This is a genomic window from Bradyrhizobium sp. Ken64 (assembly GCF_055807555.1).
In genome coordinates, this window is the sequence record NZ_JBVVPA010000008.1 from 204,265 (window position 1) to 218,005 (window position 13,741).

16 protein-coding genes and 1 pseudogene are annotated in these 13,741 nt (G+C 64.0%); 12 read left to right on the top strand and 5 right to left on the bottom strand.

The annotated features are described in order from the left end of the window. The first annotated feature begins 65 nt into the window (after positions 1-65). Positions 66-821: a DUF7168 domain-containing protein gene (locus AC0L2F_RS16535; RefSeq protein WP_473249064.1), complete on the top strand. Its 756-nt coding sequence runs from the start codon at positions 66-68 to the stop codon at positions 819-821. 29 nt (positions 822-850) lie between these two features. Here the strand turns inward: AC0L2F_RS16535 and AC0L2F_RS16540 are convergent, their stop codons facing one another. Further along, complete coding sequence (locus tag AC0L2F_RS16540) at positions 851-1,096, bottom strand: hypothetical protein (RefSeq protein WP_473249065.1); 246 nt, start codon at positions 1,094-1,096, stop codon at positions 851-853. A 241-nt stretch (positions 1,097-1,337) separates the two neighbouring features. Beyond that, positions 1,338-1,592, bottom strand: a complete 255-nt coding sequence (locus AC0L2F_RS16545; RefSeq protein ID WP_084777566.1) for a DUF3551 domain-containing protein — start codon at positions 1,590-1,592, stop codon at positions 1,338-1,340. Positions 1,593-1,804: 212 nt separating this feature from the next. Here AC0L2F_RS16545 and AC0L2F_RS16550 point away from each other — a divergent pair. The 5 genes and pseudogenes from AC0L2F_RS16550 to AC0L2F_RS16570 all read left to right on the top strand — a co-directional run. Then, positions 1,805-2,188: pseudogene (locus AC0L2F_RS16550) on the top strand (DUF7168 domain-containing protein); the annotation flags it as partial. A gap of 368 nt (positions 2,189-2,556) precedes the next feature. Next, on the top strand, positions 2,557-2,844 hold the full coding sequence (locus AC0L2F_RS16555; RefSeq protein ID WP_473249098.1) for a hypothetical protein: 288 nt from the start codon (positions 2,557-2,559) through the stop codon (positions 2,842-2,844). A 187-nt stretch (positions 2,845-3,031) separates the two neighbouring features. Then, complete coding sequence (locus tag AC0L2F_RS16560; RefSeq protein ID WP_473249066.1) at positions 3,032-5,065, top strand: VTT domain-containing protein; 2,034 nt, start codon at positions 3,032-3,034, stop codon at positions 5,063-5,065. Further along, the gene (locus AC0L2F_RS16565; protein ID WP_473249067.1) at positions 5,065-5,760 is read left to right on the top strand and encodes an endonuclease/exonuclease/phosphatase family protein; all 696 of its coding nucleotides are present in this window, start codon (positions 5,065-5,067) and stop codon (positions 5,758-5,760) included. Before AC0L2F_RS16560 ends, AC0L2F_RS16565 begins: the two co-directional genes overlap by 1 nt. Before the next feature lie 129 nt (positions 5,761-5,889). Beyond that, the gene (locus AC0L2F_RS16570; RefSeq protein ID WP_007610384.1) at positions 5,890-6,081 is read left to right on the top strand and encodes a hypothetical protein; all 192 of its coding nucleotides are present in this window, start codon (positions 5,890-5,892) and stop codon (positions 6,079-6,081) included. Positions 6,082-6,130: 49 nt separating this feature from the next. Here the strand turns inward: AC0L2F_RS16570 and AC0L2F_RS16575 are convergent, their stop codons facing one another. After that, on the bottom strand, positions 6,131-6,355 hold the full coding sequence (locus AC0L2F_RS16575; RefSeq protein WP_007610373.1) for a hypothetical protein: 225 nt from the start codon (positions 6,353-6,355) through the stop codon (positions 6,131-6,133). Positions 6,356-6,605: 250 nt separating this feature from the next. Between AC0L2F_RS16575 and AC0L2F_RS16580 the strand changes: the two genes are divergently transcribed. Then, positions 6,606-6,923 (top strand): DUF1476 domain-containing protein, encoded by a 318-nt coding sequence (locus AC0L2F_RS16580; RefSeq protein ID WP_007610371.1) that lies wholly within the window; start codon positions 6,606-6,608, stop codon positions 6,921-6,923. An 18-nt stretch (positions 6,924-6,941) separates the two neighbouring features. Here the strand turns inward: AC0L2F_RS16580 and AC0L2F_RS16585 are convergent, their stop codons facing one another. After that, complete coding sequence (locus AC0L2F_RS16585; protein ID WP_007610369.1) at positions 6,942-7,526, bottom strand: TIGR00645 family protein; 585 nt, start codon at positions 7,524-7,526, stop codon at positions 6,942-6,944. Positions 7,527-7,685: 159 nt separating this feature from the next. Between AC0L2F_RS16585 and AC0L2F_RS16590 the strand changes: the two genes are divergently transcribed. Both AC0L2F_RS16590 and AC0L2F_RS16595 read left to right on the top strand, forming a co-directional pair. Beyond that, a complete protein-coding gene (locus tag AC0L2F_RS16590) occupies positions 7,686-7,988 on the top strand; it encodes a hypothetical protein (RefSeq protein ID WP_063996340.1) in 303 nt (100 codons plus the stop codon). Between the two features lie 673 nt (positions 7,989-8,661). Beyond that, positions 8,662-9,597 carry a septal ring lytic transglycosylase RlpA family protein gene (locus AC0L2F_RS16595; RefSeq protein ID WP_473249068.1) on the top strand — a complete coding sequence of 312 codons (936 nt, stop codon included), beginning with the start codon at positions 8,662-8,664 and terminating at the stop codon, positions 9,595-9,597. Here the strand turns inward: AC0L2F_RS16595 and AC0L2F_RS16600 are convergent. Continuing rightward, the gene (locus AC0L2F_RS16600; RefSeq protein WP_007610365.1) at positions 9,594-10,547 is read right to left on the bottom strand and encodes an alpha/beta fold hydrolase; all 954 of its coding nucleotides are present in this window, start codon (positions 10,545-10,547) and stop codon (positions 9,594-9,596) included. The two genes, AC0L2F_RS16595 and AC0L2F_RS16600, sit on opposite strands and share 4 nt — an antisense overlap. Positions 10,548-10,698: 151 nt before the next feature. On the opposite strand from AC0L2F_RS16600, the gene AC0L2F_RS16605 reads away from it, so the two are divergent. The 3 genes from AC0L2F_RS16605 to AC0L2F_RS16615 are packed head-to-tail and all read left to right on the top strand — an operon-like array spanning position 10,699 to position 13,693. Beyond that, positions 10,699-11,961 (top strand): D-alanyl-D-alanine carboxypeptidase family protein, encoded by a 1,263-nt coding sequence (locus AC0L2F_RS16605; RefSeq protein ID WP_473249069.1) that lies wholly within the window; start codon positions 10,699-10,701, stop codon positions 11,959-11,961. Positions 11,962-11,963: 2 nt separating this feature from the next. Continuing rightward, positions 11,964-12,650 (top strand): dTMP kinase, encoded by a 687-nt coding sequence (gene tmk / locus AC0L2F_RS16610; RefSeq protein ID WP_007610357.1) that lies wholly within the window; start codon positions 11,964-11,966, stop codon positions 12,648-12,650. Continuing rightward, positions 12,647-13,693: a DNA polymerase III subunit delta' gene (locus tag AC0L2F_RS16615; RefSeq protein WP_473249070.1), complete on the top strand. Its 1,047-nt coding sequence runs from the start codon at positions 12,647-12,649 to the stop codon at positions 13,691-13,693. The genes tmk and AC0L2F_RS16615 overlap by 4 nt, the downstream gene beginning before the upstream one ends. Positions 13,694-13,741 lie beyond the last annotated feature (48 nt).

The window sequence follows — 13,741 nt, forward strand, 5'->3', positions numbered from 1 at the left end:
CCTTCCGCCAATCCATCCGACCGGACCGGAGTCTCTCGGTCAGGCTTTCCCCGGACAGGTGATCCGTGAATCAAACATCCAATCCAGCCGGGCTCGACAAGCTGAAGCTCCGCATTCAGGCGCTGCGCGCCAAGACCATCGCCAATGGCTGCACCGAGGACGAGGCGCTGTCGGCGGCCGCCAAGGTCGCCGAACTGCTGGATCGCCACGTTTTGTCGCTCTCCGACGTCGAACTGCGCGCGTCGCCGTGCGAACGCAGGGTCTACGAGACTTTTCGCAAGAAGCGAATTCCACTGGACGACTGCATCGGCGCGATCGCTCATTTCTGCGATTGTCGGGTCTGGCGCGAGAAGAACGCGGCCGGCGAGAACCACTATGTGTTCTTCGGTCTCGGTGCGGATGTCGAGGTCGCGCATTATCTGGCCGAATTGATCGACGGGGCCGTGCGCGCCGAACTTGGCCGGTTCAAGACGTCGGTCGAGTACAGCAGGTTCCGGCACCAGCAGCGGCATCTGGCCAATGCCTCCTTCGCGCTCGGGATGGTGGCGTCGATCGCGGACAAGCTGGTAGCCATCAAGGCCGGTCGCGATCAGGTCAACGAAAGCACCGGCCGCGGGCTGGTGGTTCTCAAGACCTCGGTGGTCGATGCGGAGTTCGACAAGCTCGACCTGAAGATGCGGACCCAGCGCAGCGCCAGCCGGATGGTGTCGATGACGGCCTATGAAGCCGGCGGCGCCGCCGGAGCGTCGCTCGCCATCAACCCCGGCCTTGGCAAGTCCCTTGGCGAGCCGCAGTCAAGGACCACTCCCAAAGGAAGCTGAACGCATTGGGGGAGGCGTACGACCTCCGGTCAGTGCAGCGTCGGTTGACCTTGGTCGCTTGGAAGTCGCAACCGAGCATGGCAGGCGTCGACTTCCGATTGATGGGGCGCGGGAAGCGCAGCGAAGTTTTCCAGCGCTTCAATCAATTCTGGCAGCCAAGCAGCGCTGGTGACGGCGGCTCTCGAACGTGCAGCGCCTGGTCCCTGGATCTTCATCCTAGGAACCGAGGCCGAAATGACGCCCCCGTAGATCGCGTCCATAAGCATATTCAACATGATCGCCGTCCCCATTGTTGATTGGCAACGAGGCTAATCGCGGATTGTTTCGGGGGTGCTTCGTGGCCCTGCGAAATGGCTTCGTGGGCTGCCCTGCACACGGCAGCGGGCGGGGCGCCTGGTCGTTTCTTGAGCCGCGCAGATTGCCCGCGCGGGAAGCGGAAAATACGAGCATCGGTCAGGTCACCCATGCCAGTCGCACCCGGGGCGGCGCCTTGTCGACTTCCCGCCGGACCTGTCGCTAATGCCCACGTCGTTCCTGCAGCTTCTTTGTGGTGGGTTGGGCCTGCTGGTTGAACCTCACGCGCGGATTGATGTCGCACGTCGTGTTCCAGCGGCCGGATGCCGAAGCCATGCATTGCTCCCGGGTCTCGTACATGCACTCGCCGGGCCAGCTGAGATCGTCGCCAACGACACACCAGGGATAGTCGCGCTCTGCACGCGCGGCAGATAGAAATCCCAGAAGCATCAATAGGACGAGGAGTGTGGTGCGCATCTGAATTCTCCGAGTATGAAGCCCTCAAGGAGAGCTTTAAGGTGGCAGAAGCTAATGGCAGGTCTGGGCCTTGGTTCCTGCAAGGCCCAAAGCTCACCCAAGCGACCGGGCACGTTAAATCACGTCCGCGCTATCGCGGCAGATAATCAGTGCATCAGACCTCCAATCCGGCCACGCTCGACAAGCTGAAGCTCCGCATCCAGGCGTTGCGCGCCAAATTGATCGACGGCGCCGTGCGCGCCGAACTTGGCCGCTTCAAGACCTCGGTCGACTACAGCAGGTTCGGGCACCAGGAGCAGCATCTGGCCAATGCCTCTTTCGCGCTCGGAATGGTGGCCTCGATCGCGGACAGGCTGCTGGCGATCAAGGCCAGTCGCGATCAGGTCAACGAAAGCACCGGCCGCGGGCTGGTGGTTCTCAAGACCTCGGTGGTCGATGCGGAGTTCGACAAGCTCGACCTGAAGATGCGGACCCAGCGCAGCACCAGCCGGATGGTCGATGACGGCCTATGAAGCCGGCGGGCCGCCGGCGCGTCGATCGCCATCAATCCAGGCCTCGGCGCGTCGCAGTCAGGGACTGCTCCCAAAGAGAGCTGAACAAAGCGCCCGGACCGCATGCGCTCGGAAATAATCAAAAGCGTCTGACATCGCGGACTCAACGTCCCGCTCAATGAATGGTTCTTGGATTGGTTCTTGTTCGCGCCTCCCAAAAGCCCTCCAGGAACGCTGTCGAATGGGAGAACTTAGCCCGTCACCAAGCTATGGGGATGGGCGAGGCATGTTCTTCTTTTTCTCGAATCGGCTGGGATGTCTCGGCTCGCTGCTGGTCTCGGGGGTGATCACGCTCGCGCTGCTTGTCGTGTTCGGGATCGTTCGGTTCTAAACGCGCGCGCGTTCAGGAACCTGGCCCTCGCTGGCCTGTTGTTCGCACTCTGGTCCAGCCACGGAGGGCGCCCTTGGAAAGCATGATCATCGGAGAATTCGACACGCGCCGCGGCGCCGAGCTTGCGGTTGAGCATGTCGTGCAGGAATGCGGCGTGCCGCGAAGCGACGTCTTCGTCCAGGCCGCCGGTGGCGCGAACACGTCGGGGACACGCCCGGCCGGTCCTGACGCCAAGACCGCGCCTGCGCCGGAGGGGCATCAGAAGCTGGAAGGTCCAATCGAGGTCTCCGTGGACTTTCACGGCGATGCGCCTGAGAAGATTGCAGACGCCTTGAAGGGCGCAGGTGCAAAGGCGGTCCGAACCAAGTAGCGGCGAGGGGAGACTGTGGCGCCGGAATCCTCACACGCTGAACATTGACCCATGGTTCTGAGTTGGGGAACACGTTGCGTGTTCAGCGCGTTTCAACGCGAACGCAACTTGCGAGGTTTCCCTGCTTCAGAGCTCATCGACCCTGATCCCCGGCGACACCGTCTGGCGGCGGTGCGAGGCGCGGCGTGTGGCGGTTCTCAACGATGCCGCCGCTTATTTCGCGGCCCTGCGGGAGGCCCTGCTGCAGGCGCAGGATCTCGTTTATATCGTCGGTTGGGATATCCACAGCGAGACCAGGCTGGTCGGCGAGTCCGGGCGAGCGGATGATGGCTTGCCGGAACAGCTCGGCCCATTCCTGGGCGCGCTGGTCCAACGACGTCCGACCTTGCGGATCAACATTCTCGTCTGGGACTTCGTCTCGTTCTACGCTTCCGAGAGGGAATGGAATTCCGCGGCCAAGTTTACCGCCGACACAGATGGCCGCGTCCGGTTTCACCTGGATTCCACACTTCCCTTTGGGTCGGCCCAACACCAGAAGATCGTCTGTGTCGACGGTTCGCTGGCATTCGTCGGCGGGCTCGATCTGACGATCAGGCGCTGGGACACCAGTGATCATCGCGCCGATCACGCGTCGCGCTGTGATCCCCAGGGCAAGCCCTACCTGCCGTTTCATGATGTTCAATGCATGGTTGACGGGGATGCGGCGGCGTGGCTGTGCGAACTTGTGGAGCAACGCTGGCGCGCGGCAGGCCAACAGATTGATGATCGGGGCCCGCTGAAAGGCTTGCGCTGGCCGGCGAATGTGCCGGTCGAGGCTGAGCATATGCCAGTGGGCATCGCCAGGACCGAGGTGGTTTGTCCGGCAGGTTCGACGCTCCGGGAGGTCGAACGCTCATTGATAGCAGCGATCCGGTCCGCGACGAGCTTCCTGTACATCGAGAACCAGTTCACCAGCGCCACCAGGATCGCGCGCGAATTGGCGGAGCAGATGCAGCGCGTGCCTTCGCTTCGGGTTCTGGTCGTTACGCCGAAACTGCATTCGTCCTGGTTGGAATCCCAAGCCATGCAGAACGGCCGCGGCGCTTTCATCGATTGCTTCAGTTCGGCCGGCGTCGCCGATCGCATCCGCTTCGTCTACCCGCTGTCGGGGAGCGGGGACACGGAAGCGGCGGTGATGGTGCACAGCAAGCTCATGATCGTCGACGATTGGATCTTGAGGATCGGTTCGGCCAATTTGAACAATCGATCGATGGGCGCCGACAGCGAATGCGACCTGATCTTTGAGGCCGCATCAGGTGAGCACCGCGAGTTCATCTCCTCGGTCCGCCGGCGCCTGATCGCTCATTTCTGCGGCCTCGATGAACAGGCCGTCGCGCAAAACGAAGATCGTCTTTTTGCGCTCCTGGACGACATCTCGAGAACCGGTGGGACGAAGGCGCTGCGGCAAGTGGAGTCCTCCGTGCTGACCAGCACTCTGGCCACGATGGTTCAGCCGGTGGCGGACCCCGAGCGGCCTCTGCATCTGGAGCGGGCGGCATCGCGCATGTGGAGCACGAAGACGATCATCGGGATGGTCTCGATAGCCGTCGCGCTTTTGGGACTGGCGATGGCCTGGTCGTACACCTCCTTGAGCGATTTCGCCGACGCGGGCCGGATGTCGACATTCCTGTCTGCCTACGCGCAGTCCATCTGGGGGCCGCCATTCGCGATTGCAGCTTTCGTCGTCGGCGGGTTGGTCGTGTTTCCGGTTCTCGTGCTCATTGCGGCAACTGCTGCCGCACTCGGACCATGGCTGGGCTTCGTCACCGCCATGACGGGCGTCGTGCTCAGCGCCTTTGTCCTGTTTGCGATCGGACGGGCACTCGGCCGCGAACGTCTGCAGCGTTTGCTGGGGCGACGTACCGCGCGAATCCAGGAGCGTGTTGTCGGCAAGGGCATTCTGGCCGTCGTCGTCATCCGGATGATTCCGATCGCGCCGTTCTCGGTGGTGAATGTCGTGGCGGGCGCGAGCACGCTGCCTCTGCGTGACTTCCTGGTCGGAACGCTGCTCGGCATGACGCCCGGCATTCTCGCCATGGCAGTTCTGGGGGCTCAGATCGCAGATCTCGCCAGGAATGCGTCCTGGGTCAACATATTGCTCCTCGCACTGGCCTTCCTGGGCTGGCTCGCGATCTGCGCAGGCGCGCAATTCGTCGCGACGTGGCTCGCCGGGAGGCGCTGATGCGCTTCATGACGTGGAATGTGCATGGCACCTTCAACCTCAATCCGAAATTCGATCTCGAGGGTATCTGTTCCATCATTCGCAAATGGGCTCCCGATGTCGTCGCGCTTCAGGAGGTGGATTCGCGATCGCGATCAGACGATCCGTTTGCGAAGCTGGCGAGTGTCGTCGGCGATCACCGTGTTCACGCCAAATCGATCGTCACGGCCGATGGCGACTACGGCCAGACGCTGCTGAGCCGCTTCCCATTCTCCGGCCCGCCCGAGATCGTCGACGTGTCGTATCGTGAGCGCGAGCCGCGCCGAGCGATCGCCGCGGGACTGCTGACGCCCGTCGGCGATGTCCGCGTGGTGGCGACGCATCTCGGCTTGAGCATCCACGAGCGCCACGCGCAGGCTCAGGCGCTGGTAAGCCTGGTGAAACCTGGAAGGACCGTGGTCCTCGGGGATTTCAACGACTGGTTCTGGATCAAATCGGTGCGGCGCGTGCTCGCGCAGGTCTGCCCAAACCGGACGCGGCTGCGAACTTTCCCATCGCATCTGCCCCTGCTGCGGCTTGACCGGATCTATGCGACGTCCGACAGCCCGATCGGGAAGGTTTGGACCGACCAAGGGGCGAGGGCCTATTCAGACCATTTGCCTGTGATTGCAGACATCGAGATCGCTGCGGGGTCAAACGCATCGAAAGCGCGATAAAAAAGTGCTGTCTGCAGAAGGACTTGGCTACTGTGCATGGGGTTGTTTTCGCACATTTATGCAGTCCGCCCACACTGCCGCCCGGCGGGACGAAGGGGAACCCTTCCCTGACCTCCGCGTTATCTGGCCATGACGGAAGACATTTCCTACCGGCGCAAGCCCTTGACCCCCGAACAGCGGCAGGCGCGTGATGCGACACGCCGTATCGAAGCCGAAAAAGCCATGCGCGAGCACGAAGCGGCGCAGAAGGCGTTTTATGCCAACAAGGAACGGCTGAGGGCCGAACGGTTGGCTCGTGAACAGACGGAAGCGAAGGGCTGACCGCACGCGGTCGCCCCGTCAAAGATGTCCTTGCCCGCGAGCGCCAACCTCAGTGCCGGTGCGGGATGCGCGTCACGCTCAAAGCCTGCTTCAGCGCCTGAACGGCACTTGCAAAAGGTCTGCGAGGCGATTGCGCCTCGATCGCTTCGGCCGCGACGCGACAATCGTCGGCGACCTTGAGCAACCCGCTTCGCGCGAGGTCCATGGTGGAGAGGGCTGCCTGCTCCAGGCAGACCCGTTCAAGCCGTCGAAACTCCCGCAGTTCTTTGTTCATGCGTCAGCTCTCGATGTCCCCGGGCCATGCGGCGCTGAGTCTGCTTAACGAATAGTAAATATCCCTGCCTAGCCGAGCTGGCTGGCCTAGAGCTGGTCCGTGTCCTGCACGGGCCCGGTGGGCGCAGCCGAGCGGGCTTGACGGCGTTTGGCTTCCGCCGGAGACTTCATATGATCCTGATTTGAACCACGGAGACGTTCGCTTCCAGCCAGTCCGAACCCGATCAGCGAAAACGACAATGGAGCTGACCATGACCACGTTCGACAAGCGCGAGCAGGGCTTTGAGGCCAAATTCGTCCACGACGAGGAGCTCATGTTCAAGGCCACGGCCCGGTCCAACAAGCTGCTCGGGCTCTGGGCCGCAACCGAGCTCGGCCTCAGCGGCGATGCCGCAGCCGGCTACGCGACGGCGTTGGTGACGGACCATCTGGAGAACCGGACGATGGACGAGATCCTCGACAAGGTGTCAGGTGATCTTGCCGCCAAAGGCGTCGCCCGCGAACAGGTCGCAGCCAAGCTTCAGGAATGCTTGCATCAGGCGTTGCAGCAACTCGAAGCGGACAAGTAGCAAGCCGGCGCACGAGGCTCACTCAGCATGGTTACGCGCCCCGGAGTCGCTCAGTCGGTCGACATAGGCAATGCCGATCGCCGAGACGACGAAGGTGAGGTGGATCAGCACCTGCCACATCACGCCGGTCTCGGTAAAGCCGGCGCGGTTCGATCCCAGATTGCCGGCCTCGATGAAGGTCCGCAGCAGCGCGATCGAGGAGATGCCGATGATGGCCATGGCGAGCTTGATCTTCAGGACGCTCGCGTTGACGTGGCCGAGCCATTCCGGCTCGTCGGGGTGGCCCTGGAGCTCGAGCCGCGAGACGAACGTCTCGTAGCCGCCGACGATCACCATCACGAGCAGGTTGGAGATCATCACGACGTCGATCAGCGCCAGCACGCTCATCATGATCTGCTGCTCGGTGAGGTCGAGGGCGTGCCAGGAGAGATGCCAGAGCTCCTTGAGGAACAGCGCGATGTAGACGCATTGCGCCACGATCAACCCGAAATAGAGCGGCAGTTGCAGCCAGCGCGAGCCGAAGATGACCATTGGGATCAAGCCCAGGCGCGGCAAGGGCAGGCGCGGTTCGGTGCGGAGTTCGGGTCCAGGCTCAACCGACATTCAGCAGCATCCTCGCACCAAGATCATCTTCCATTCCTGTAACCCGACAAGGTGGCCCGCGGAAGACGTGAGGCGCGTGTCGCTTTCCGAAGACCGTGCTGTTTCGTGCTATCGTGCCCGAGCGGCCTTCGTGCGACGGCCAGGATCGGGAGGCGGGGTGTGGCTTGCGGAGTATCTTGGAGCGGCTTCGGCAAATGGCCCGGCGTGATCGCGCTCGCCGTTGCGATCTTGGTCGGCTGCAGTGGCGCTGAGGTATCGGCCACACCGCTGACGCCATTTCGCTACGAGGCGCAGGCGCAGCGTCATTGCCCGCACGACCGGGTCGTCTGGCTCGATTTCAGCAAAGGTATCTACTACGGCAAAAGCCAGAAGCGGTACGGCCAGGGTTTTACCGGCAGCTTCGTCTGCCTGAACGAAGCCCGTGACAGCCTCTATCGGCGTTCGCTGCTTGGACTGCGGTAAACGTATTTCTCGGGAATGCTGGGGTGCTCAGGCGAAGGCCAATGCCACGAGGCTGGAGCACAGCAGGACCAAACCACCGGCGGTCAATGCCAGGAAGCCATCGGATACGAGGTCATGGTTGCGCATGGGACACCTGCCGCTCTCGTCTGCGATGCTCGATCGGATCGATTAAAAATCTCCGAACGTGCCGTCTTGAAAGGGTGATGCTTGCCGCCCGCGCGAGCGCCTCAGGCCCTCGTGCGGTAACCTTCGAACGCATGGGCCAGGAAGATCCCCGCGCTTACCAAACCCATCAGTGCCGAAACCGTCTCGATCATCGTCTCATTCCATTCCGCCCTGCACGCGAGAAAACGCGGGCGGCCTTGCACAGTCAAAAGAATTCCAGTGAGCGGCGCGACAATGGGGGTGGAGTGAGGATTTGGCGCAACAGAATGTCCAGCCGTGGCGCGGAGTAGGGTGCCCGCCCCCCGTAGTTCAACGGGGCGGACGCACACGCCCCGTTTACCATCCCGGCGTGAACGCTGTGCGCTCCCCATTTCCGCCGTGTTCGGGTTGCGTTATCGTTACCACGTCCGACGCGGTGGTGGGCCGCCTCGGAGCAAAGGACCGGACAGCGCTGCCCCGTAGCCAAAGCGGGTTAGGTACGCCTCCGGCAAAGTGGTATTTGGGGCGAATGGGGATCCGAGGGTCAGATTCGGTGTTGCGGGTCGCGCGCGCTGCAGCGATGGCAGCGACCTGCCTTGCGCTCGCCAATTGCGCGTCCTCCAATAAATTCGCCAGCCGGGTCGATCCGAAATACGGCGTGTCCTCAAGCCCCCGGGTCGTGGCTTTCGGTGATCCGGTCCCGAAGGGCGGCGGCGCCTACCGCGTCGGCAAGCCCTATGTGGTGGGTGGCCGGACCTATGTGCCCGAAGAGGACGTCAACTACCGTGCCGAGGGCATGGCGTCCTGGTACGGCGACGATTTCCACGGCCGCCTGACCGCCAATGGCGAAGTGTTCGACATGGGCTCGCTGACCGCGGCGCATCCGACCCTGCCGATGCCGTCCTATGCGCGGGTCACCAACGTTTCGAACGGCAAGTCGCTGATCGTCCGCGTCAATGACCGCGGGCCCTATCACGGCAACCGGCTCATCGACGTCTCGAACAAAGCCGCCGAACTGCTTGAATTCAAAGGCAATGGGGTCGCCAAGGTCCGCGTCGAATATGTCGGCCGGGCGCCGCTGGAAGGCTCCGACGACCGCCAGTTGATGGCGACCTTGCGCACCGGGACCCCGGCGCCGTCACCGTCGATGGTCCGGGTCGCCTCCGCGAGACCCTTCGTGCCGGAGCTGTCATCGTCGAACCGCGGCGCCATGCGCGGCGAAATTCCGACCCCGGAGGGACGGCCCTACAATCTCGGCAACACCTCCGCCGACATGGCTTCACTCAATGCGACCTCGGAAATGTCGGCCTCGAGCCGCAACCGGGGCCGGGCGCTCCAGAACGCGCGCGCCGTGTCCTATGACGGGGACGGCCGCTATGCCACCGAGAGCGCGCCGTCCGGCGCCTACGCCTCGGACGGCGCTGCCGAGGCCCGCGGCATCCTGAGCGGTCGCGGCCTCTACTAGGCCGCGCTTTCCTTCAAGAACTTCACCAGCGCCGCATTCACTTCGTCGGGCCGCTCCTGCTGGACCCAATGGCCGGCGTCCTCGATGATCAGCTTTCGCTTGAGATTGGGCAGCACGCGCTCGAGCTCGTTGACACGCTTGGCTCCGATCAGGCCGGTGATGACGGCGTCTTTCGAACCGGCAATGAAGAGCGAGGGCTGGTGGATTAGCGCGTCCTGCCAGGGCGCCGTCAGCTCCCAATTGCGATCGAGGTTGCGATACCAGTTCAGCCCGCCGCGGAAGCCGGACTTACGGAAGGCTTCGGTGAAATAGGCAAGGTCAGTCTCGCCGAGCCAGACCGGCAGAGGCTCCTCCGGATTGCCGTGGCCGAGAAAGCCCTTGCCCTCCTGCACGAACATGGCCGCGGAGGGATCGGCAAGGCCCCGCCCGCCGAGCACGATGCGCATGGTGCGCGCGACGTCATGCTCGAACTCGGCTTCGGCAACGCCGGGCGCCTGGAAATACTGCCAATAGAAATTGGTGATGCCGCCCTGGCGCAGGAGGTCGAGCGGCTTGCCGCGGCCGCGGAACGGCGGCGGCACGCTCAGGCCGGCGACCGCCGTGAAGATGTCCGGCCGGAACAGCGCCGCGTGCCAGGCCACCGGTGCACCCCAGTCGTGACCGACCACCATGGCCTTGGTCTCGCCAAGCGCCTGCACGAGGCCGACGATATCGCCGACCGTGTCGAAGATCGAATAGGCCGTCGCCTCGGGCGGCGCTGAGCTCTGGCCATAGCCGCGCATGTCGGGGGCGACGACGCGAAACCCGGCCAGCGCCAGCGCCGGGATCTGGTGGCGCCAGGAGTAGGAGAGTTCCGGCCAGCCGTGGCACAGCACCACCAGCGGCCCCTGACCGGCTTCGCGGATGAACAGGTCGATCCCGTTGGCCTTGATCACGCGGGTGGAGGACATCGCTTTTCCGCCTTGTTTCAGGGGTTTGGTCAGAAAATCTGAGGTGCCACGATAGGGGCCGGACGAGAATCGTGCAATCTCGGGACAAGCGGCCACCCCTTGTTGTTCGCACCGGCTCCAACTGTTAGAACGCCGCTCTCAGGGCTTGGCCATGGAATTTCATCTTTCCTCGTTGGGGCGCAGCCGGTTCACCGCCGGAGCGCTGGCGCGTGGGCTGATCGCGACGGCTCTGGTGGCGACCATTGGCTGGGGCGGGGCGCTCTACGCGGCCAACCAGAGCGTCCAGGGCGCCAAGAAAACAGATGATGCCGGCTTCGACGGCGACGCACCGACCGCGATCCTGATCGAAGCCTCCAGCGGCAGCGTGCTGTTCGAGAAGAACGCCGACGAGCTGCGCGCGCCCTCCAGCATGATGAAGCTGATGACCGCCGAGGTCGTCTTCAACGCGATCAAGAAGGGCGACATCAAGCTGACCGACGAATACCGGATCAGCGAGAACGCCTGGCGCAGGGGCGGCGCGCCCTCCGGCGGCTCAACCATGTTCGCCGCGATCAACAGCAAGGTCACAGTCGACGATCTCCTGCACGGGGCGATCATCCAGAGCGGCAACGACGCCTGCATTGCGCTCGCCGAAGCCATGGCGGGCAACGAGCGGATTTTCGCCGCCGACTTCATGACCAAGCGCGCCCGTGAGCTTGGCCTGACGAAATCGACCTTCGGCAATTCCAACGGTCTGCCCGACCCCGCCAACAAGATGACGGTGCGCGAGCTCGGCATCCTCGCCCGGCACATCATTCTCGATTTCCCCGAATTCTACAAACTGTTCGGCGAGAAGGAATACACCTGGAACAAGATCCGCCAGCCCAACCGCAATCCGCTGCTCAATTCCATGGAAGGCGCCGACGGTCTGAAGACCGGCTACACCAAGGAAGGCGGCTACGGCATGGTCGGCTCCGCGGTGCAGAACGGCACGCGGCTGATCGTCGTCATCAACGGGCTGGAAGACCCCGAAGATCGCGCGACCGAAGCCAAGAAGATGCTGGAATGGGGTTTTCGCAATTTCGAGACCCGCACGCTGATCGCGGCCGATCAACCCGTCGGCTACGCCAAGGTGTTCGGCGGCGAGAGCCGCTCGGTGAAACTGGTGGCCAAGACGCCTGTGAAGGTGATGGTGCACAAGAACGGCAGCGACAAGCTGATTGCGCGCATCGTCTATAGCGGTCCGGTGCGCGCGCCGGTCGGGGCCGGCCAGAAGGTCGGGCTGGTCAGGGTCTGGCGCAGCGGCAACATCGCGGTGGAGACGCCGGTCTATGCCGCTGACGCGATCGGCACCGGCTCGACCGTGCGCCGTGCGATCGACGGCGCCAGCGAGCTTGTGATCGGCATGTTCCGTGCGGGCGCCGAGAAGCTCTGATCATGAGTGAAAGCGCGGTAAAGTGGCCGTCCGGACGCGGGCGTTTCGTCACCTTTGAAGGCGGCGAGGGCACGGGCAAGTCGACCCAGATCAAGAAGCTCGCCGACCGTCTCAAGGCGGCCAGGATGCGCATTCTCGTCACGCGCGAACCGGGCGGCTCGCCGGGCGCCGAGATCATGCGCCATCTGGTGTTGTCGGGCATGGGCAAGCTGCTCGGACCCGAGGCCGAGACGCTGCTGTTCGCGGCCGCCCGCGACGATCATGTCCGCACCGTGATCCAGCCCGCGCTCAACCAGGGCACCTGGGTGCTGTGCGATCGCTTCGCCGACTCGACGCGGGCCTATCAGGGCAGCCTCGGCCAGGTGCCGGCGGCGCTGATCAACGCGATGCAGCGGGTCACGATCGGCGATCTCAAGCCGGACCTCACCATCATCCTCGACCTGCCGGTCGAGATCGGCTTGCAGCGCGCAGCGGCACGCCGCGGCAGCGGCACGCCAGACAGGTTCGAGGCCGAGAAGCTCGGTTTCCATCAGGGCCTGCGCGAGGCCTATCGCAAGATCGCGGCGGACGATCCCGCGCGCTGCGTGCTGATCGACGCCAATTCCGATCCCGACACGGTTGCCGGACGCATCTGGAACGCGCTGCGTGATCGCCTGCTTCCAACGCCGGCATCGGTGGTGTCCATATGAGCCCGCGTCAGACCGAGCGCGAAACCGCCATTTCTCATCCGCGCGAGACGAGCCTTCTGTTCGGCCATCGCGAGGCCGAGACCGCGCTGCTCGCTGCCTATCGCAGCGGGCGCATCCCGCATGCCTGGCTGATTGGCGGGCCGCAAGGCATCGGCAAGGCAACGCTGGCGTATCGGATGGCGCGCTTCGTGCTCGCGCACGGCCAGCCTTCGGCGCCGTTCGTGCAGCGCGCCGAAGATCTCGCCATCAATCCTGATGACGCCGTGGCGCGGCAGGTTGCGGCGAGCTCGCATGGGGGCCTGCTGACGCTGGAGCGCACCGCCAACGATCGCGGCGTGATGCGCACCGTGATCACCGTGGACGAGACGCGCGAGACGATCGGTTTCTTCGGCTCGACCGCAGCGGCCGAAGGCTGGCGCGTCTGCATCGTCGACACCGTTGACGAGCTCAATCCGAATGCCGCCAACGCGTTGCTGAAAATTCTCGAGGAACCACCGCAGCAATCGCTGTTCCTGCTGGTGAGCCACGCGCCCGCGCGCGTGCTCGCCACGATTCAGTCGCGGTGCCGCAAGCTGCGCCTGCGCGCCCTCGCAACCGACGATGTGATTGCCGCAGCCGCAACCGCTGCCGATCTCGACCCGAACGATCCGGCATTGCGCGAGGCGGCCGAGGCTTCCGAGGGCAGCGTCGCGCGGGCGCTGACGCTGCTCGGCGGTGACGCCCTGAAGCTCCAGCAGCGCACGGCCGCGCTGCTGGCGCGACTGCCGCAGGTCGATCCGCGCGAATTGCACACGCTCGGCGATTCGCTCGGCACCAGCGACCGCGTTGCGCTTGCCGCCTTCATCGACGGCATCGATCGCTGGATCGCGGAACGCCTGCACGCTGACGAAGCCAATGCCAACCAGAATCTGCCGCGCCTTGCGCGCCTAGCTGAGGTATGGGAAAAGATCGTCCGCGCCGCGCGCGACACCGAAACCTACAATCTGGAGCGAAAGCCCTTGGTTTTCTCGGTGTTCGGCTGGCTGGCGGACGCAACGCGCTAGAGCATGATCCGGGAAAGTGTGCGGCGGTTTTCCGATGGGATCACGCTC

What these genes read in the sequence shown, in the direction of transcription:
- AC0L2F_RS16540 (WP_473249065.1), bottom strand. Translation starts at nt 1,096, where the DNA reads ATGTTGAATATGCTTATGGACGCGATCTACGGGGGCGTCATTTCGGCC.
- AC0L2F_RS16545 (WP_084777566.1), bottom strand. Translation starts at nt 1,592, where the DNA reads ATGCGCACCACACTCCTCGTCCTATTGATGCTTCTGGGATTTCTATCT.
- AC0L2F_RS16555 (WP_473249098.1), top strand. Translation starts at nt 2,557, where the DNA reads ATGATCATCGGAGAATTCGACACGCGCCGCGGCGCCGAGCTTGCGGTT.
- AC0L2F_RS16565 (WP_473249067.1), top strand. Translation starts at nt 5,065, where the DNA reads ATGCGCTTCATGACGTGGAATGTGCATGGCACCTTCAACCTCAATCCG.
- AC0L2F_RS16570 (WP_007610384.1), top strand. Translation starts at nt 5,890, where the DNA reads ATGACGGAAGACATTTCCTACCGGCGCAAGCCCTTGACCCCCGAACAG.
- AC0L2F_RS16575 (WP_007610373.1), bottom strand. Translation starts at nt 6,355, where the DNA reads ATGAACAAAGAACTGCGGGAGTTTCGACGGCTTGAACGGGTCTGCCTG.
- AC0L2F_RS16580 (WP_007610371.1), top strand. Translation starts at nt 6,606, where the DNA reads ATGACCACGTTCGACAAGCGCGAGCAGGGCTTTGAGGCCAAATTCGTC.
- AC0L2F_RS16585 (WP_007610369.1), bottom strand. Translation starts at nt 7,526, where the DNA reads ATGTCGGTTGAGCCTGGACCCGAACTCCGCACCGAACCGCGCCTGCCC.
- AC0L2F_RS16595 (WP_473249068.1), top strand. Translation starts at nt 8,662, where the DNA reads ATGGGGATCCGAGGGTCAGATTCGGTGTTGCGGGTCGCGCGCGCTGCA.
- AC0L2F_RS16600 (WP_007610365.1), bottom strand. Translation starts at nt 10,547, where the DNA reads ATGTCCTCCACCCGCGTGATCAAGGCCAACGGGATCGACCTGTTCATC.
- AC0L2F_RS16605 (WP_473249069.1), top strand. Translation starts at nt 10,699, where the DNA reads ATGGAATTTCATCTTTCCTCGTTGGGGCGCAGCCGGTTCACCGCCGGA.
- tmk (WP_007610357.1), top strand. Translation starts at nt 11,964, where the DNA reads ATGAGTGAAAGCGCGGTAAAGTGGCCGTCCGGACGCGGGCGTTTCGTC.
- AC0L2F_RS16615 (WP_473249070.1), top strand. Translation starts at nt 12,647, where the DNA reads ATGAGCCCGCGTCAGACCGAGCGCGAAACCGCCATTTCTCATCCGCGC.